Origin of the sequence: Kineobactrum sediminis (assembly GCF_002868715.1) — a bacterium.
Taxonomy (GTDB): Bacteria; Pseudomonadota; Gammaproteobacteria; order Pseudomonadales; family Halieaceae; genus Kineobactrum; species Kineobactrum sediminis.
The window spans coordinates 424,272-443,274 of sequence record NZ_PKLZ01000001.1 but is presented as its reverse complement, the minus strand read 5'-3'; the positions used below and the strand labels follow the sequence as shown (position 1 = coordinate 443,274).

The 19,003-nt window shown below is 60.8% G+C and carries 15 protein-coding genes; 7 read left to right on the top strand and 8 right to left on the bottom strand.

The annotated features are described in order from the left end of the window. Positions 1–182: 182 nt before the first annotated feature. The 3 genes from CWI75_RS01970 to CWI75_RS01960 all read left to right on the top strand — a co-directional run bounded on the left by CWI75_RS01970 (position 183) and on the right by CWI75_RS01960 (position 5,595). The gene (locus CWI75_RS01970; RefSeq protein ID WP_101520089.1) at positions 183–1,229 is read left to right on the top strand and encodes an efflux RND transporter periplasmic adaptor subunit; all 1,047 of its coding nucleotides are present in this window, start codon (positions 183–185) and stop codon (positions 1,227–1,229) included. 2 nt (positions 1,230–1,231) lie between these two features. Beyond that, a complete protein-coding gene (locus tag CWI75_RS01965) occupies positions 1,232–4,336 on the top strand; it encodes an efflux RND transporter permease subunit (protein ID WP_101519776.1) in 3,105 nt (1,034 codons plus the stop codon). Between the two features lie 116 nt (positions 4,337–4,452). Continuing rightward, entirely contained in the window at positions 4,453–5,595 is a 1,143-nt protein-coding gene (locus CWI75_RS01960) for a PilT/PilU family type 4a pilus ATPase (RefSeq protein ID WP_101519775.1), read from the top strand. 6 nt (positions 5,596–5,601) lie between these two features. Here CWI75_RS01960 and CWI75_RS18800 read toward each other — a convergent pair whose 3' ends face one another. The 4 genes from CWI75_RS18800 to moaA all read right to left on the bottom strand — a co-directional run bounded on the left by CWI75_RS18800 (position 5,602) and on the right by moaA (position 9,249). Then, a complete protein-coding gene (locus CWI75_RS18800) occupies positions 5,602–5,727 on the bottom strand; it encodes a hypothetical protein (RefSeq protein WP_277621756.1) in 126 nt (41 codons plus the stop codon). An 89-nt stretch (positions 5,728–5,816) separates the two neighbouring features. After that, a complete protein-coding gene (locus CWI75_RS01950; RefSeq protein ID WP_101519773.1) occupies positions 5,817–7,259 on the bottom strand; it encodes a VWA domain-containing protein in 1,443 nt (480 codons plus the stop codon). Between the two features lie 14 nt (positions 7,260–7,273). Beyond that, entirely contained in the window at positions 7,274–8,215 is a 942-nt protein-coding gene (locus CWI75_RS01945; protein WP_101519772.1) for an AAA family ATPase, read from the bottom strand. A gap of 23 nt (positions 8,216–8,238) precedes the next feature. Next, a complete protein-coding gene (moaA, locus tag CWI75_RS01940) occupies positions 8,239–9,249 on the bottom strand; it encodes a GTP 3',8-cyclase MoaA (protein ID WP_101519771.1) in 1,011 nt (336 codons plus the stop codon). A gap of 110 nt (positions 9,250–9,359) precedes the next feature. Between moaA and CWI75_RS01935 the strand changes: the two genes are divergently transcribed. Further along, positions 9,360–10,457 (top strand): SMP-30/gluconolactonase/LRE family protein, encoded by a 1,098-nt coding sequence (locus CWI75_RS01935; protein ID WP_101519770.1) that lies wholly within the window; start codon positions 9,360–9,362, stop codon positions 10,455–10,457. A gap of 10 nt (positions 10,458–10,467) precedes the next feature. Then, on the top strand, positions 10,468–11,847 hold the full coding sequence (locus CWI75_RS01930; protein WP_101519769.1) for an SLC13 family permease: 1,380 nt from the start codon (positions 10,468–10,470) through the stop codon (positions 11,845–11,847). A gap of 48 nt (positions 11,848–11,895) precedes the next feature. Here the strand turns inward: CWI75_RS01930 and CWI75_RS01925 are convergent, their stop codons facing one another. The 4 genes from CWI75_RS01925 to CWI75_RS01910 all read right to left on the bottom strand — a co-directional run bounded on the left by CWI75_RS01925 (position 11,896) and on the right by CWI75_RS01910 (position 14,422). Further along, a complete protein-coding gene (locus CWI75_RS01925; protein ID WP_101519768.1) occupies positions 11,896–12,375 on the bottom strand; it encodes a peroxiredoxin in 480 nt (159 codons plus the stop codon). Positions 12,376–12,500: 125 nt separating this feature from the next. Further along, positions 12,501–13,163: a TetR/AcrR family transcriptional regulator gene (locus CWI75_RS01920; protein ID WP_101519767.1), complete on the bottom strand. Its 663-nt coding sequence runs from the start codon at positions 13,161–13,163 to the stop codon at positions 12,501–12,503. Positions 13,164–13,189: 26 nt separating this feature from the next. Further along, positions 13,190–13,678 carry a phasin family protein gene (locus CWI75_RS01915; protein ID WP_101519766.1) on the bottom strand — a complete coding sequence of 163 codons (489 nt, stop codon included), beginning with the start codon at positions 13,676–13,678 and terminating at the stop codon, positions 13,190–13,192. A gap of 141 nt (positions 13,679–13,819) precedes the next feature. After that, positions 13,820–14,422: a hypothetical protein gene (locus CWI75_RS01910; protein WP_175580181.1), complete on the bottom strand. Its 603-nt coding sequence runs from the start codon at positions 14,420–14,422 to the stop codon at positions 13,820–13,822. Positions 14,423–14,705: 283 nt separating this feature from the next. On the opposite strand from CWI75_RS01910, the gene CWI75_RS01905 reads away from it, so the two are divergent. Continuing rightward, positions 14,706–15,872 (top strand): efflux RND transporter periplasmic adaptor subunit, encoded by a 1,167-nt coding sequence (locus CWI75_RS01905; protein WP_206604609.1) that lies wholly within the window; start codon positions 14,706–14,708, stop codon positions 15,870–15,872. Between the two features lie 2 nt (positions 15,873–15,874). Then, positions 15,875–19,000, top strand: coding sequence for an efflux RND transporter permease subunit (locus CWI75_RS01900; RefSeq protein ID WP_101519764.1), 3,126 nt, complete (start codon positions 15,875–15,877; stop codon positions 18,998–19,000). Positions 19,001–19,003: the final 3 nt, after the last annotated feature.

Sequence of the window (19,003 nt, the reverse complement as noted above, 5' to 3'; positions counted from 1 at the left end):
CAGTGTAAGGTAGCGCAACCGGCCTGACTACCATCCGTTAGTCGATTCCCCGACGTAGGTGTTGGGTTGCTATTCACACTTGCGGTGGCCGGGCCTTTATAATGCTGGCCGTTAACCGCGCGCTAATCCTGGTTGCAGACGTAGTCACCGGGGACCGCTTTTGCCCTGTGTCGGAGTCATATATGAAAAAAGTTCTTTCGCTGCTGGCCGTACTCGGTGTTGCCGGGTTAGCGGCCTGGTGGTTAGCCGGTCCGGTTGAACAGGAATCCGGCGCTGCGGCGCGCCCGCCAGTGCCGGTGACACTTTTCACCGTTGGTAAACAGTTGTTCAATGATGAACTACAGGCGCTGGGAACATTGCAGGCCTGGGAATCGGTGGTCATTGCCGCCAGTGTCTCGCAAATCATTACGTCGCTTGAGTTTGATGGCGGCGACAAGGTAGCCAGGGGCGACCTGTTGGCACTGCTCAGGCAGGATGCGGAACAGGCGACCCTGCGCGAGTTGCAGGTGACCCTGGCGGACGCCGAACGTGAACTGCGGCGACTGGAGAATCTTGCGCGCGAGGACCAGGTGGCCCGGAACGAACTGGACGCCGGACGGACTCTGGTAGAGGTCAGCCGCCACCGCATTGAACAGGTGCAGGCGCGAATTGGCGACCGGACTATCCGGGCGCCTTTTGCCGGCACCCTGGGCCTGCGCCTGGTGAGCGAGGGCGCACTGGTAGCGGCGGGGCAGCCACTTACCACCCTGGATGATCTTTCACGCATGCGGCTTGATTTCACTGTGCCCGAGAGCCGGCTGCAATTCCTCAGGCCGGGACAGAAAGTCAGCGCACGCACACCCGCCTTTTCCCGCGATTATATCGGTACTGTCACTGCTCTGGACAGTCGCGTAGACCCTGTTGCCCGAGCCATCACCGCTCGCGCGGAGCTTGCCAACCCCGGTGAGCGCTTGCGCCCCGGCATGTTGGTGGAAGTGGTGATCAGCGGCCCCCCGCGGCAGGTACTATTGGTCCCGGAGGAGAGCCTGCAGTCGCGCTCGACCGAGCATTTTGTCTGGCGCGTGGACGCCGCCGAAACCGGGGCACAGCGTGTTGAAGTGATTATCGGCGGTCGCAGGCCCGGTTGGGTGGAGATTGTGGACGGTCTGGAGGAGGGGGAACAAATCGTTCATGACGGCGTTGGCAGGCTCTCCGGTGAGCGTATGCAGATTACACCGGTGGACTTCTAGCCATGCTGCTGTCCGATATTTCGGTCCGTCGCCCGATCCTGGCTACTGTTGCCGCCGCGTTATTGCTGGCCTTTGGCATTCTCTCGTTTGATCGCCTGCCGCTGCGCGAGTATCCGGACATCGACCCGCCGGTCCTGCGCATCACTACGCCGTACCCGGGAGCGTCCGCGGCCGTGGTCGAGAATCGTATTACCGAGGTAATCGAGGATCGGCTGGCGGGCCTGGAAGGTATCCGCACCATGACCTCCACCAGTCAGGACGGCCGTTCCAACATTACCCTGGAATTCGAGCTGGATCGGGATATCGATAACGCCGCCAACGATGTTCGCGACCGGGTGTCGCGCATCCTGAATAACCTGCCCGAGGAGTCGGATCCCCCGGAGGTGCGCAAGAGTGCCAGCGACGATGAGGTCATTTTCTGGGCTCACCTGGTGGCTCCGGGCATGGATGCGCTGGAGCTTACTGACTATGCAACACGCTATCTGGTGGATCGTTTTTCCGTACTCGACGGTGTTGCCCGGGTGCGTATCACTGGGGAGCAGGTTTATGCCATGCGGATCTGGCTGGACCGCAATGCCCTGTCTGCCCGGGATCTTACCGCCGCTGATGTGGAGACTGCCATCCGGGCCCAGAACGTAGAGCTACCGGCGGGCACGCTTAACTCGCTGGAGCGGGATTTCGTGATTCGTGTTGATCGCGGCTACGAGACTGCGGCGGATTTCAGCCAGTTGGTGCTGCGGCGCAGTGATGACGGCTATCTGGTGCGTCTCGGCGATGTCGCGCGGGTGGAACTGGCCAGTGCCGAGCACCGCAGCCTGTTTCGCGGCAATGGTGAGTCGCAGGTAGGACTGGGCGTGGTCAAGCAAAGCACGGCCAACGCCCTCTCGGTCAGTGACCTGGTGCTGGAGGAGCTGGAGCGAATGAATCAGCAACTGCCCAACGGCATGCGGATCATTCCCAGTTATGACAACTCCCAGTTCGTGCGCGAGGCGATCAACGAGGTCTACATCACGCTGTTCATTGCCGCGGTGTTGGTGGTGCTGGTGATTTTCCTGTTTCTCGGTGACCCCCGCAGCCTGCTGGTGCCGGCGATAACCGTGCCGGTGTCCCTGGTGGCCGCTTTTGGCGCGCTGTGGGTGATGGATTACAGTATCAATCTGCTGACCCTGCTGGCACTGGTGCTGGCCATCGGCCTGGTGGTCGATGACAGCATCGTGGTGCTGGAGAACGTTCACCGCCGTCTGCTGGAGGGCGAAACACCACTGGTGGCGGCGTTCAGGGGCACCCGGCAGGTGGGTTTCGCGGTTGTTGCCACCACACTGGTTCTCGTATCCGTATTCGTACCCATTACTTTTCTTGAGGGCGATGTGGGTCGGCTGTTCGGGGAATTCGCCATTACCATGGCCATGGCGGTGATCTTTTCGAGTTTTATTGCCCTTACCCTGGCGCCGGCAATTTGCAGCAAGATATTGAGCCGGGAACACATATCCAATCGCATGGCGGATGCGGTGGAGGGCCTCAGTGCCCGCCTGGAAGGTGCCTACCAGCGCGTGCTGGGAGTGCTGTTGCCCCATCGCTGGCTGACCCTGCTGGTGCTGGTGGCGAGTCTGGCGGCGACCGCGGCCCTGTTTCAGGCGGTGCCCAGGGAGTACGTGCCGGACCAGGATCGGGGGATTCTGTTCATGGGGCTGAGTACGCCGGAAGGGTCCTCGTTCCATTACACGGTAACCCAGGTTGATGAGGTTGAACGGCGGCTGTTGCCTCTGGTAGAGAGCGGCGACATCCACCGGCTGTTGATCCGTGCGCCATCCTTTGGCGGCGGCGAGGCCTTTAACCAGGCTTTCGCACTGCTGGTGCTGTCGGACCCGGAGACGGGTCGTCGGTCCACCAGTGTGATTCAGGCCGATGCGCGCCGTCGCCTTGCGGATATCGCAGGTGCCCGCGTGTTCATACGCGGCGGTGGGGGGCTGGGCCGCGGCAGCGGTGACCCGGTTGAATTTGTGATTACCGGCGACAGTTACGAGGACCTGGCCGACTGGCAGGATCTGCTATTGCCGCGTATTGCGGAAAACCCTGGCCTGGTAGGGGTCGATACCGACCTGCGGCCCACCAAGCCACAGCTGCGTATCAGTATTGACCGCAACCGTGCGGGGGACCTGGGAGTCAGTCTGCTCGATGTCAGCCGCACCCTGGAAACCATGCTTGGGTCGCGTCGGGTTACGACCTTTATTCGCGGTGGTCGCGAATACGACGTGATTGTCGAGGGCGAGCGGGAAGGCCAGCGTACCCTGGGTGACCTGAACAGTCTGTACGTGCGCTCCGCCGGCACCGGGGACCTGGTGCCGCTGGCCAGCCTGATAACGGTGCGCGAACAGGCCGACGCCGGCAGCCTCAACCGCTATAACCGCGGTCGCGCCCTGACCATCACTGCCAGCCTCGGCGACGACTACAGTCTGGGAGAGGCGCTGCTTTACCTGGAGAACCTGGTGCGCACCGAGCTGCCCACCAGCGCCAACTTTGACTATAAGGGGGAGTCCCTGAACTACCAGGAGAGCAGCAACTCCGTGCTGCTGACGTTCCTGCTGGCGCTGCTGGTGGTGTACCTGGTGATGGCCGCCCAGTTTGAATCCTTTGTACACCCGGCTGTCATCCTGTTTACGGTGCCACTGGCCCTTGCCGGCGGTCTTGGCGGACTCTGGCTATTCGGCCAGACCCTCAACATTTACAGCCAGGTGGGGCTGGTGATGCTGGTCGGGTTGGCGACCAAGAACGGCATTCTCATCGTCGAGTTCATCAACCAGATGCGGGACTTCGGCCTGGAGTTCACGGCGGCGGTACAAAAGGGCGCCTCCCGTCGGCTGCGGCCGATCATCATGACGGCGTTTACCACGGTGGCGGGTGCGGTCCCGCTGGTAGTGTCCGGCGGTCCCGGCCACGAAGTGCGGACGGTGATCGGTGTTGTGGTGATGTGCGGGGTGACAGTTGCCACCCTGATCACCCTGTTCCTGATCCCGATGGCCTATACGCTGCTGGCCAGGGGCACCGGTTCGCCCCGGGCGGTGAGCCGGGAGCTTGAGCGGCAGTTGGCGCAAACACCCCCGGATTGATGTTTTTCACGGGTTTGTTGTTGTCCGCTGCCTACAGAATGCTAGAGTAAGCCCTGGCCGGGCAATGAGTGCCCGCGTCCGGCGGGCAGGAGCCCGGGCTACCAGAAGGGGACACTGTGCGCATTACCGAATGGCTGAAGACACTGGCGACAGAAAATGGATCTGACCTTTACCTGAGTACCGGCGCGCCGCCCTGTGCCAAGTTTCAGGGCCAGCTTAAACCGATCGGGCGCGAGACCCTCAAGCCCGGTGAAATCAGGGCTATCGCCTATGAACTGATGGATCCCACGCAACAGGCGGCGTTCGAGACTGACCTGGAAATGAATCTGGCGACCTCTTTGCCGGACTTTGGCCGTTTTCGGGTGAACATCTTCATGCAGCGCAACGAGGTCAGTATCGTTGCGCGCAACATTGTGGCGGAAATCCCCAAGTGGCAGGACCTGCGCCTGCCCTCGATCCTGACCGAAGTAATAATGCGCAAGCGCGGGCTGGTGCTGTTTGTGGGCGCTACAGGCTCGGGCAAATCGACCTCCCTGGCGGCGATGATCGATTACCGCAACAGCAACAGTGCCGGGCACATTGTGACCATTGAAGACCCGGTGGAATATGTGCACAGCCACAAGAAATCGATCGTTAACCAGCGCGAGGTGGGGGTGGATACCCGCAGTTGGCACAATGCGCTGAAGAACACCCTGCGCCAGGCCCCGGATGTGATCCTGATTGGCGAGATCCGCGACCGCGAGACCATGGAGCACGCGATTGCCTTTGCGGAAACCGGTCACCTGTGTATCTCCACCCTGCACGCCAACAATGCCAATCAGGCGCTGGACCGGATCATCAACTTTTTCCCGGAGGAGCGCCGCCCGCAGTTGCTGATGGATCTGTCCTTGAATACCCAGGCCTTCATTTCCCAGCGGCTTGTTCCCACCGTGGACGGCAAGCGTTGTGCCGCCATCGAGATCTTGCTGGGCACACCCATGATCGCGGACCTGATTCAGAAGGGCGATATCGACGGCATCAAGGAGGTCATGGCGAAGTCGGAAAATGCCGGTATGAAAACCTTCGATAGTGCTTTGTTTGATCTTTACCAGGAGGGTCTGATTTCCGAAGACGAGGCCCTGCGCAATTCGGATTCGCCGAATAATGTTCGCCTCAAGATCAAGTTTGCCAAGGAGGACAAGGCCCAGGGTGACGATGGCTCGATGGAGTTGAGCCTGGAGAGCCTGGACGATGGAGAGGCGCCTCCGAAGGGATTCTGAATCCCTTCAGTCAACCAGCTTGGCCAGCACAACACCGGCGAAGGTCGTCCAGAGCAGCACCAGCAGAACCAGTTGCAACCGCCTCGTCTTTGCCGGCGCTGCCGGCGCGGGCGCGGCGGTAACTGCGCGCATGTTGAAAGAACCGCAGGCGGGGCACGAGCCGCCGGCCATTAAACTGGATCCCTGATAAGTGCAGTCCCGGCAGCGGTAGCGCATCTGGTTCACCTGGTAAGCCTGAGGAGCTGGTCAACAACCCGCTCCAATTGGGCAAGATTGTTGCATTCCGCGGCAAAATGGCAGGCGGTCTTGTAGCGTAGCATCTCCGAGTCTCCCGTTCCCCATGCCCGACGCGACTCCGGGTTCAACCATATCACCCTGCGGCTGCGCTGGTAGATGCTGCGCATGATTTCAAGCTTCGGGTCGCCATTGTTATTGCGCGCATCGCCAAGGATGATCACGGTGGTGCTGCTGTTGATATCATCCAGAGCCAGTCTGGCAAAGTCCTGCAAACTGCTGCCATAGTCAGTGGCACCACCGTAGCGCCAGTTGACCAGCTCTATGGCCTTCTCCACCGGATAACGGGTGAACAGCTCGCTCACCTCCCCCAGGTGGCTGGAAAAGGCGAAGCTGCGTACCCGCGGCAATACGTCCTGCAGGTTGTACAGGAACAGCAGCAGGAACTTGGCATAGGCCGCCACCGAGCCGCTGACGTCGCATATTGCCACTATTTGCGGCTTGTCCTTGCGTGTCCGTCGCCAGTAGGTGTTGAACATGACACCGTCGCTGGCAATACCCCGGCGCAGTGTTTTCCCCATATCAAGGCGGCCCCGGCGAAACGTGCGGCGCTTGCGGGCGTGGCGCTCGGCGAGCTTGCGCGCCATTTTGCGCACCAGCACCTGTACCCGCTGGGCATAGCGCTGTTCCAGGTGGCTGAGCCGTGTGTGGCTGAGGATGTCGTCCATGAAGCGCGCATTGTGACCCTCGGCATGGAGCAGGTATTCACGCTGCACGTAGTCGCGCACCTGTTCCCGGAGGATGTCCCGATAGCGCCTTAATTCCTCCAGGGCCGGGCTCTGGCGCTCCTCGAGGCCAATGATGGCCTGGCGGATCTGTGCCTCGCCCATGGCATCCAGCATGCGCCGGGTGTACTGCCCTTTCTGGGTGAACATCTTGATCTGGCCCAGGCCCACCTGTTCCGCCGCCGTGCCCATGGCCAGGTTCAGGGCATTGCGGTCATTGTTCTGCAATTGCTGTAGCAGTGGGCTGTCCAGCAGGGCCTGTACCGCGTCATCATTTGCCGCGAGCTCCGCCAGTAATGAGTCGGAACCGGCGTCGGCTTCGTTCCCGCTATCTGCCGGCTGGCGCTCCGCGCCGCTCTCGTTCTGCTGTGGATCCCCAGACTCCTGTTCGCCCCGCTCCCGCTCCTCCCGGGTGTTGGAGAAATCTGCCATCTGCTGCCCAAAAAAGCGGTCAAAGCAGCTCTCTACGATGGCTTCTTCCGCCGGGGTCTTGGCCAGTGCCATGGCCAGGCCGTCCCGCAGGCGCTCGCGCTCGCCATAACCCAGGGTGGCTGCAACCGCCATGGCATCCAGGGTCTCCGCCGGCGATATCCTGACATCGTGGCTGCGCAGCAGCTGGATAAACGTGACCAGGCTGGCTTGCATGGCGGGCTACCGGCTCAGGCTCGCCGGGGGCTGCGCAATAGCTCCCCGAGTCCGGCGCTGGCGGTGTTGATGTCATCCTCGAATTTGAGCAGTACATTGAGGGTATTGTGAATAATTTCCTCGTCGAGCTGATGGGCGTGCAGCAACAACAGGCTGCGTGCCCAGTCGATGGTCTCGGAGATGGCGGGGGTTTTTTTCAGGTCCAGGTCGCGCAGTGAATGCACAAAAGCGACCAGTTGCCGACGCAGTACCTGGTCGATATCGGGCACCCGGCTGCGCACGATACGTTCTTCCAGCTCCACGCTAGGGAACGGGATGTACAGATGCAGGCAGCGACGCTTGAGCGCGTCACTGATGTCCCGGGTATTGTTGCTGGTGAGAAACACCATCGGCGATACCGATGCCTTTATCGTACCGATCTCCGGGATTGATACCTGGTAGTCCGACAGTATCTCCAGCAGCATGGATTCGAATTCATAGTCCGATTTGTCGACCTCGTCAATCAGCAGAATCGCGCCGCGCTCCTGCTGCATGGCCTTGAGCAGCGGCCGCGGCTCCAGGAACTCCTCGGAATAAAAAATATCACCGAACTGGTGTAAGCGCTCCACGGATTCCGCCAGTCCCTGGGCACCCTGCAGCAGATCCCCCAGTTTTTCCTTTAACACCTGGGTATACAACAGTTGTTTGCCGTATTTCCATTCGTACAGTGCTTTCGCCTCATCGAGGCCCTCGTAACACTGTAGCCGGATCAGTGGTACCTGCAGCAGCTCGGCGGCGGTTTTGGCGAGTTCGGTTTTGCCAACGCCCGGGGGGCCTTCCACCAGGATGGGTTTACGCAGCGCGAAGGCCAGGAATACCGCGGTGGCAATCTTGGTGCTGCAGATGTAACCGAGCGATTCAAAGCCTTGCTCGATGACCTCAATGGAGGCCAGCTGGGGGAAATCCTGGGTGTGCACGTTGTTTCCTCGTGAGGCCGCGGTCAGCCGCCGGTCATGTTCATGAAGCGCAGGATATCGGGTTCCCCGCTGTGGTCAAAATGGTGTTTCTCCGGCTTTAATGCCATGGCGGCAACAATAGCATGCTGCAGGGTGTCGCGAGTGCTGCCCGGCGCCCGCAGTACCTCGCGCAGGTCTACCGAGTGCTCGTTGCCCAGGCACAATAGCAGGCGCCCCTCTACTGTCACCCGTACCCGGTTGCACAGGTGGCAGAAATTATTACTGTGGGGCGAGATGAAACCGACACGGCCGGCATTACCTGGAATCCTGAAGTAGCGCGCAGGGCCATCACTGCCGGTGGGGTCGCCCAGCGGCAGCAATGGGTAGCGCTCCCCAATCTGTTGCTGCAACCCGGCGCTGCTGCAAAAACTGAGGGAACGACTGTGTTCGTCTATCTGCCCCAGGGGCATTTCTTCAATGAAAGCGATATCTATGCCCCGCTCCTGGGCGAAGGCCACCAGGTCGAGAACCTCATCGTCATTGCGGCCCCTGAGGATAACAGCATTGAGTTTGATGCGTTCAAAGCCGGCTGCTACCGCAACGTCGATGCCGGCGATAACCGCAGACAGGTCGCCAAAGCGGGTGATTTCGCGAAAGCGGTCGGGTTGCAGGCTGTCGATACTGATGTTGATCCGGCGCACCCCGGCGTCGCGCAGTGCGGGCGCCAACTGTGCCAGCCTGGAGCCGTTGGTGGTCAGCACCAGCTCATCGAGGCCCGGCAGCCGGCCCAATCGTTCAACCAGCGACATGATATTGTTGCGAATCAGTGGTTCGCCCCCGGTCAGCCGGATTTTGCTGACCCCAAGGCCGGTAAAGGCCTCGGCCACACGGTACAGTTCCTCCAGGGTCAGTACCTGTGGTTTGGGCACAAACTGCATGTCCTCGGCCATGCAATAAACACAGCGGAAGTCGCAGCGGTCGGTGACAGACAGCCGCAGATAACTGATCTGCCGCTGAAACGGATCGACCAGGGTGTGTGGAAACGTAGTTGCCATGCAATGAGTGTAATGCCTGACGGTCCTATCCTCTAGTGCCGCGATGCGAAGGGTCTTTACAGGCGCCGCTGGTCTGGGCAGGATAAGTCAGTTATTGCCGAGGAAAGATAATGAAAATAAAAGCCCTTTTTGTTCTGTCAGCCCTGAGCATATCTTTGCTGGGGGCGCTGCCGGTAGCCGCTGCCGCGGCTGATAGCGGTGAAAATTGCGCCACAGTGGATGGCATCAAGCCCATTTGCGGACTGGCCGCACCGGAAGACCTGGTGCCGGCCCCGAACAGCCGTGACCTCATATTCGGGCAAATGGCGGCACCCGGTGGCCTGTTTCTGCTTGATACCCGGGATGACAGCATACATCCGCTGTACCGCAGCCTGGTCGCCCCGCCGGACGGTGAACTCTGGGGTGACGCCGATTGTGTCCGGCCGCCTGCCTGGCTCGGCGCCCACGGCCTCGATATACGCAAACGGGGCGACGGGCGCTGGCAGTTGCTGGTGGTTAACCACACCGGCCGCGAATCGGTGGAATTTTTTGAATTGGCCAATGCCGCCGGTGACCGCCCTGAGGTCGTCTGGCGCGGTTGTGCTGTGGCCCCCGAAGAAGGCAATCTCAATGATGTGGCGGGCCTTGCCGATGGCAGCCTGCTGGTAACCCATATGGCCAATCGCAAGCGGCAGCTGTGGTCCGCATTACTGGCGGCACTGGGGTTTGATACCGGTTTTGTGTATCGCTGGTCCGCCGCGACCGGTTTTCAGCCGATACCGGGTACGGAAGGTGCGCATCCCAACGGGATTTTGCTGGCACCGGATGAGCAGAGCTTTTACCTCAATATCTATTTCGGCGGCAAGGTGCGCCGACATGCCCTGCCCGGTGCTGAACTATTGGCTGAGGTGGCGGTGGAAAAGCCGGATAACGCCAGTTGGTCCGCCAGCGGCACCTTGCTGGTCGCCTCGCACCAGGCATCGCTGTGGCAGCTGTTCCAGAGCCTGGAGCAGAGCCATGACAAGCCCTCGCTGCTGCCCTTCAGCATTGTTGAAATAGACCCTGACACCCTTGAGGCACAGCCCCTGCTAACGCTTGAAGGCCCGCCGATGGGCGCTGGTACCGTGGCCCTGCAGCGTGGCGACACTCTGTATATCGGCTCCTACGTGGGCGACCGTATTATCAGGCTGCCGCTGCCGAAGAGCGCCGGAAAAGTGTCTGCTGAATGAGCGTTGCCGGATGAACGCACTGCGGTCACTGGCGCTTTACGGTACGCCGCTGCTGGCGCTGTTCCTGGGGTTATCCCTGCAGATGGCCGGCGTCGATAGCGATATAGCCATTGTCTCCATGGTGGCCCTGTGGTGTGTGCTGTGGTGGGTGTTCGAGCCGGTGCCCATTCCGGTGACGTCGCTGCTGCCGATTGCGCTGTTACCGCTACTTGGGGTACTGACCCCGGCACAGGTCGGGCAGGCCTACGGCTCGCCATTAATACTGCTGTTGCTGGGCGGGTTCCTGCTGTCCAAGGCCATGGAGCACTCTGGCGCCCATCGCCGGATTGCCATTGGCATGGTGCGCCTGGTGGGCGCCAACAGCGGCCGCCGGCTGGTGCTGGGCTTTATGGCGGCCGCGGCAGTGCTCAGCATGTGGATCTCCAATACGGCGACCACGCTGATGCTGTTGCCGGTGGCGCTGGCAGTGCTTGAGGCTACCGACCAGCGTCGTGAACTGGCGGTGCCGTTGTTGCTCGGCATCGCCTATGCGGCGAGTGTGGGTGGCATAGGCACACCCATTGGCACGCCGCCCAACCTGATCTTCATGCAGGTGTATGAACAAACCACCGGCACGGCGATCAGCTTCAGCCGCTGGATGGGCTGGGCGCTGCCGGTAGTTGTAGTGATGATACCCCTGATGGCGCTGGTGCTGACCCGCAGCCTGCCCCGCTCGGTGACGGTGCAGTTGCCGGAAATCGGTTGCTGGCGCAGTGAAGAAAAGCGGGTTCTGGCAGTGTTCGGCTGTACCGCCCTGGCCTGGGTGACCCGCAGCGAACCGTTCGGGGGCTGGCAGGCCTGGCTGGGCCTGCCCCAGGCCAATGACGCCTCGGTCGCCTTGCTGGCTGTGGTGGTGATGTTCCTGGTACCCAATGGTAAAGGCGCGCGACTACTGGACTGGGAGCGCGCCAGCACAATCCCCTGGGGAGTGCTATTGCTGTTTTCCGGGGGGATCTGTCTGGCCAGTGGTTTTGTCGCGTCCGGCTTAAGTGATGTAATGGGAGGCTGGCTGTCGGGGATGACGGATATCCCTACCTGGTTGTTGCTGTTATTGGTATGCCTGATGGTGACATTCATGACCGAGACAACCTCCAACACGGCCAGTACCACCTTGCTGATGCCGGTGCTGGCTGCCGCCGCACTCGCCGCCGACCTGCCTCCGGAACTGATTATGGTGCCCGCCGCCATGAGTGCGAGTTGTGCTTTCATGCTGCCGGTCGCGACAGCGCCGAATTCGGTGGTGTATGGCAGTGGCCTGATCACCACGCGGCAAATGGCGAGGGAGGGGTTTGTGCTCAATCTTCTGGGCGCCATGGTAATCAGCGCCGTTTGCTACGTGATGCTCGCCTAGCCTGCAGTGTGTAATGGCGGCGGGGCATGGCCCCGCCGCAGAAGCACTCTAGAGTTGTGCCATCATGGTTTCTGCGGAGCTGACATCAACACCGCCACCGGGTTCCACATTCAGCTGGGTCACGGTGCCGTCTTCGACCAGCATCGCAAAACGCTGGCAGCGCTGGCCCAGGCCAAAACCGCTGGCATCCAGCTCCAGGCCGAGCTCATTGGTGAATTCCGCATTGCCATCGGCCAGCATCAGTATTTCCTCGGCATTCTGTGCCTCGCCCCAGGCGTCCATGACAAAAGCATCGTTAACCGACATGCACGCAATAGTGTCTACACCGAGTTGCTTTATCTTGTCGGCCTGGGCGACGTAGCCGGGCAGGTGCGCCTTGCTACAACCGGGGGTAAAGGCGCCGGGAACACCGAACAGCAGCACTTTCTTGCCGCTGAATATTTCATCGGTGGTAATGTCCACCGGGCCTTCTGCGCCCATGGTTTTAAGGGTCTTGGAGGGAATTTTGTCGCCAACCTGGATGCTCATTGTAATCTCCTTTGCCATTGAGGTTGCTGGTGGAGTGGGGATAATAGCAGATGGGTCGGCAAGATGTACGGTCCCTTCACCGGCTCTGCCAGGCCTCGCTATTGCAAGCTGCCGGGTAAAATGAATCAGCCCGCTGTTTCCTGGGTCAGCATGGCGGCGTAGATCTTCTGGCAGTCCCGGTAGAAGGTGAGTTGCGTTTCGCCAAGGTAAGGGGCCACCATGGTCAGCAGCTGCAGCACCCCCTGGTGGATTACAACCTGGGACGGCCTCTGTTCATGCAGCAGCTGGTGGTAGCTGAACCAGAATGTCAGGGCCAGGGTCATGTTATCCACCAGGCCCAGCAGCTGTTCTTCGGTGGTGACAATAACGGTCTGTTCCAGCAGGTTCTTGCAGATCGCAAACAACGCAGCTCGTTGCAGTTGTAGCAGGCGCCTGAAACCTCGGCGCACTGGCGGATAGCGGCTGAGAATGTCGTCGAGATTGTGGTAGAGGAAACGGTACTGCCACATTTCTTCCATCACCACGTACAGGTAATACCAGTTATCCTCCACGGTCGCCGGGTCCACACTCAGTGGCCGCTCAATCGGTGCGGTGAGTGTGCCGCTCAGGGCCAGTTCATACTGCTGGAACAGCTCACTGATAATCTGGTCTTTACCCTTGAAATGGTAATAGAGATTGCCCGGGCTGATATCGAGTTCGTTGGCGATATCAATCGTCGTAGTGTGAGCCTCGCCTTCTTCATTGAACAGCGCGAGGCTGGTCACCAGGATGCGATCGCGCGTTTTCAAGGGAAGACCGGCCGTTACCTATCCACTCAGGTAGGCTTGCGCGGACTGGTCTTGCGAGCGGGCGCGGGCTTACTCTTGCCGGTGGCCTTGCGAGTAGTGGCCTTCTTCCTCGCAGCGGGCTTGCGGGTGCGGCTACCCTGGACTGCAAGCGCCGAGCTGAGATCGTCCACCTTTTGCGACAGACGATCAATTTTTTCATGCAGTGCCAGCAAATCCTCACCCCGGGCCGGCAATTGCAACTGGAAACTCTCACGCACCCGGTGAATTCGCTCTTCCACGGAGGCCCTTGCACTTCTGCTGGAGGATAAGCCTCTTCGCGCCTCGTCCTCCAGCGCGGCGCCGGCCTTGACCAGGTCGCGGAATAATTTTGGGGTCTCAACCCCGGCTTTTTCCATGCGATCCTGGGCTTCGTCAACCGCACGACCATAGGCGCCGACGCCGGCCAGCCAGATATTGCGTGCTATTTCGCCGGCTTTGTCGGTGACCTTGTTTTTATCGACTTTGTCATCGCTCATCAGCTTGCTGCCTTTGTCCGGGATGGCAGCGGTCGCTGCCCCAAGCGGCCATTAAAGCAGATTTGGGGACAAAAAAAAGGGCCACTTCGCGGCCCCGATGACGCCCCCGCCAGAAGCGGGGACCAAACTGAGTTAGTCGTCTCAGGCGGCGGATTTCAGGCCGACGGATGACTTGAGCTCGTTAAAGCGTGCGCGGGCCTGGCCGAGCCTGGCTTCCAGCTTCTTGCGGTCAGTCAGGCTTTCCAGTTCCAGGCGCGGCAGCTCGATATCCCTGATCAGGCCTTTCGCATCCTTTTCTACCCGGGTGCCACGCTTGACGAGGTCAGCATAGGTCTTGTTGGCTACCTTGCGGCGTGATTCCAGTTGTCCCTGCAGGTTGGTAAACTGCTCCTGCACCTGGTCAAACGCTTTGCCATAAAAGCCGAGGCTGGCAAGAAATGCATTGCGACCGGCTTCCTGGGCGCGCGCGGCCAGGTCTGGAGTGGCCTTGCGACGGCCGCGTTTTGCGGTGGCTTTGCGCGGGGCGGCCTTTTTCCTGGTTGTTTTGACAGCCGATGCCTTGCCTCCAGGCGCTTTCGCGGTCGCTGTCTTGCGCGGGGTGCTCTTGCTCGCAGTGGTTTTGCTTGCAGTTGACTTGCGCGCAGCAGTCTTCGGCTTGGGTGCAGCCTTGCTTGCCGTTGTGGTTTCTGCGGGTGCTGCAGCGCTGGTTTCTGTTGCCGTTGCGGTGTTGGTTTCTTCAGCCATGTCTCTATTCCTCTGTGCAAAATTGCGGCAATACATGCCGAATGAGAGCAGGCTACGGCGAAAAATTAGAATGTTCCTACTAGAAGTGACTTTTTAACATTTCCGCCATCCACAGCCTGTCCGGCTGCGTAAAGTCTTTGAACACCGGTATGATCTTGCTGTCCAATGCGTCCGCGCAGCGGCGCAGACGACAACAGGGCTCACATCGGCAACGATGACGGGTCGTGGCGGCTAAATTCAAAAGGTTATTCGGGTGATGAAGGTCAAGATTCCAGGTACGTTAATGGCTGCAGCAGTGGTCATGGCAGTGGGTGTCGTGGTCGCTTATGTGCTGTTGGTGGCCAGGCCCGCGCCCGAACCGCAGGCACCGGCGACTGCAGCGTTGCCTCTGGTGGATGTAATGACGGTGGAGCCGGCCCCTCGCGAGCTGAGCGTTACCACCCAGGGCACGGTGCGGCCCGCGCGCGAGATTGACCTGGTCAGCCGGGTGGCGGGGCGGGTGCAATCCGTTGCGGCGGAATTTGCCGCAGGTGGATTCTTCCGCGCCACCGACGTGCTGGTGGATGTCGAGGACGTGGACTACCGGTTTGCTATCGCCCGCATGGAATCCCAGGTTGCCGCCGCCCGCCAGCGTCTTGCGGAAGAAGAGGGCCGGGCGCTGCAGGCCAGGCGGGAGTGGCGCGACCTGGGTAATGCCCAGGGCAATGCCCTGTTTTTGCGGGAGCCCCAGCTGGCGTCTGCCCGGGCGGCCCTGAAGGCCGCCGAAGCCGACCTCGACGCCGCGCAACTGGACCTCGAGCGCACCCGCATAGTGGCGCCCTTCAACGGCCGTATCAGTGAAAAATATGTCGATACCGGCCAGTACGTCACACCGGGCACCCGGGTTGCCAGGGTTTACGCGACCGATGTCGTTGAGGTGCGCTTGCCCCTCACCGATCGCCAGGTCGCCCTGCTGGACCTGCCCCTGCATTATCGTGCGCAGGAGGGCGCTGTCGCCCTGCCCGACGTCACCCTGCAAGCCACCTTCGGCAACCGCGATTGGCAGTGGCAGGGCCGTATTGTCCGTACCGATGCCAATATCGATGAAAACAGCCGGATGGTGTTTGCGGTTGCCGAAGTGACCGACCCTTTTGCCCGTGGCGCCGATGGCGTGCGGCCGCCACTGGCGCCGGGTATGTTTGTAAGCGCCACGATATCAGGCCGGTCAATGGACGCGGTGACGGGTTTGCCACGCTCGGCTATGCACAGTGACGGCACAGTCATGCTGGTGGACAGTCGCCAGCAACTGGTGAAGCGCAAAGTCGATGTGCTGCAAAGTGATACCGGGCAGGTCTGGGTGCAGGGATTATTGCGGGGCGACCGGGTGGTGGTGCGGCAATCGGCGGTCGCGATAGCCGGCATGGCGGTTGATGTGAACGAAGTGGACGGACTGGCCGGGGCGGGGCGCTGATCATGGGTGGTCCGGTTCGCTGGTTTATCCACAATCCGATTGCAGCCAATCTGCTGATGATATTCCTGTTGATTGGTGGCCTGCTGGGTGTTTCCGCGCTGGACAAACAGTTTTTCCCCGAATTCGAGATCAACCGGGTCAGTGTCGCCATGTCTTACCCCGGCGCTGGTCCGGGTGAGGTCGAAGAACAGATCTGTGTGCGTATCGAGGAGGCGATCCACGACCTCAGTGGCATCAAGGAGATCCGCTCCACCGCTCGTGAAGGTATGGGTACCGTCGTTGTAGAGGCCGAATCCGGATACGACATGCAGCGCCTGACCGCGGACATCAAGACCCGGGTGGACGCTATCAATACGTTTCCGGTGGATGCCGAGCGGCCGGTGGTCACCGAACTGGCCTTCCGTCACCATATGGCCGCGGTGTCCCTCGCCGGCAACCTGGATGAGCAGGACCTGAAGCGGCTGGGCGAGCAGTTGCGGGACGACCTGGCCTCCCAGCCGGAAGTGTCGGTGGTGGAGCTTGCCACCCCGCGGCCCTACGAAGTGTCGGTGGAGGTATCTGAATACACGCTGCGCCGCTATGGGCTGGGATTCACTGATGTGGTGACCGCGATCCGCAGTTCCTCCCTGAACCTGCCGGCGGGCGCAATCAAGGATGCCGGTGGCGACATTCGCCTGCAGACCCGGGGGCAAGCCTATGATCGCTACGAATTCGGCCAGATACCGGTAGTCACCCGCCGCGATGGTACCCAGATCCTGCTGCGCGATGTGGCGACGATTGTGGATGGCTTTGAAGACGTCGATGTCCGCACCCGCTTTAATGACAAGCCCTCCCACACCCTGCACGTATTTGTGACCTCCAACCCCAATACACTGGCTACCAGCGAGGTAGTGCACGCCTGGGTTGAGGAGACCCGCACGCGGCTGCCACCCGGGGTGGAGCTCGCGGTATGGCGAGACTCCTCTGTGCCCTTCAAGGCGCGGGTAGACACTTTGCTGAAGAACGGTATCGGCGGCCTGGCACTGGTCTTCCTGGTGCTGGTACTGTTCCTGCGCCCGCGCCTGGCCATGTGGGTGTGCACCGGCATCGGCGTGGCCTTTGTCGGCACCCTGTTTGTGCTGCAGTACACCGGGGTCAGCCTGAACATGATCTCCCTGTTCGCGTTCCTGCTGATCCTGGGGATCGTGGTGGATGACGCCATCATTGTGGGTGAGTCCATTCACTCCCAGCAGGCGGCGGGTCATCGCGGTGCTGCCGGTGCCCTGGCCGGTACCCAGGCAGTCATCAAGCCGGTCATGTACGCTGTCGTCAGCACGATGATCTTCTTTGTGCCCATGCTGTTTATGCCCGGCGATATGGCCCAGGCGGCGATGGCAATCCCCATTGTGGTCATCATCGCGCTGGCGTTGTCACTGGTGGAATGCCTGCTGATCCTGCCGCCGCACCTGGCGCATATGCCGCCGGTCAAACCCAGCCGTTTTGCGCTGTTGCGCAAGCTGGAAACTGTGCGCCTGCGCTTTGCGGATGGTATGACCCGCTTTGGCCGGGAACGTTATCGTCCGTTCCTGGCGCTATGTTTTCGGCACAGTTTGCTGGTCGTGGCGATATTCATGAGCATGCTGCTGATCAGCCTGGCGCTGTACGGTGGCGGCTGGTTGCGTACGGCATTTTTCCCTTCAATCAACTCCGATTACGTGATCGCCGAGATTGAACTGCCCGAGGGGGGCGCCTTTAGCGATACGCTCAGGGTACTGCAGCAGGTTGAAACCGCAGCCCTGCAGGTAAAGCGGGAGTACAACCAGGATCCACGATTCGTACAGCCTGGGCCGGCGGTTGGCCACATTGACTCCAGCGGTAACGGCAACGAGATCCGGGTGACTATTGAAACCGTCTCCGACGATATTGATACCCGTGAGCTGTCCGCACGCTGGAGGGAGGCGATCGGCGACCTGGGCACCGTGCAAGACTTCCAGATGGACTACACCATCAATGAGATGGGTAAGCCTATCCGGCTGGTTGCGGCGGCTGCCTCCATTGATGACCTGACCGCAGTGTCAGTTGAACTGCGCAAGTTGCTGGAAAGCTATAGCGGAGTGCATAACATCAACGACACCCTGCAGGCGCCGCGGGAAGAAATAATTCTCAGCTTGAAACCGGCGGCGGAAAACCTCGGTATCAGCCTGGCCGATCTGGCACGCCAGGTGCGGGAGGCTTTTTATGGCGCCGAGGCGCAGCGCATCCCCCGCACTCGTGAGGACGTAAGGGTGATGGTGCGGTATCCGGAGGCAGAGCGGCTGTCGGTTGATAACCTGAACGAAATGAGGGTGCGTACACCCGCCGGTGAGGAAGTGCCTTTTGCCACTGTCGCCAGTATCAGCTTTGAGCCGGGCTACCTGACCATCGACCGCATTGACCGCAAGCGCACGCTGGAGGTCACTGCGGAAGTTGTTCCGGGAAGTGCCGAGCCCAGGGCGATAGTGAGTGCCATCCTGAGTGACAAGCTACCGGAGTGGAAGCAGCGCTTCCCCGGCCTCACCCTGGCGCTGGATGGGGAGCTTGAGGAAGAGTCGGAATTCATGAGCGCCATGCTGAAATACCTGGCACTCGCCATGCTGGTGATTTACGCGCTGATGGCGATTCCCTTCCGCTCCTATGTCCAGCCGCTGCTGGTGCTAACGGCGGTACCCTTCGGACTGATGGGTGCCATCTTTGGCCACCTCATTCTCAACTGGCAGGTCAGCATGTTTTCGCTGCTTGGGGTGATCGCCTGTGCCGGGGTGGTGGTCAACGATAACCTGGTGTTGATCGACCGTATCAACCAGTTGCGGGCGTCGGGACAGCCGTTGCTGAAAGCCCTGCTGCAGGGCGGAGAGGACCGTTTCCGGCCGATCATCCTGACATCCCTGACGACCTTCGTCGGCCTGTTGCCGATCATGGCAGAAACCAGCGTGCAGGCCCAGTTCCTGATCCCGATGGTCACATCCCTGGCGTTCGGGGTACTCTTTGCCACCGGGGTGACGCTGTTACTGGTGCCCTGCCTGTACTTGCTGGGTTGCCAGTTGGGCGAGCGCCTGCCGGGCAGACGCCAGCCACTGGCTGGCGGTGTCGCGGAGGTTGCCGGCGGCTAGAGG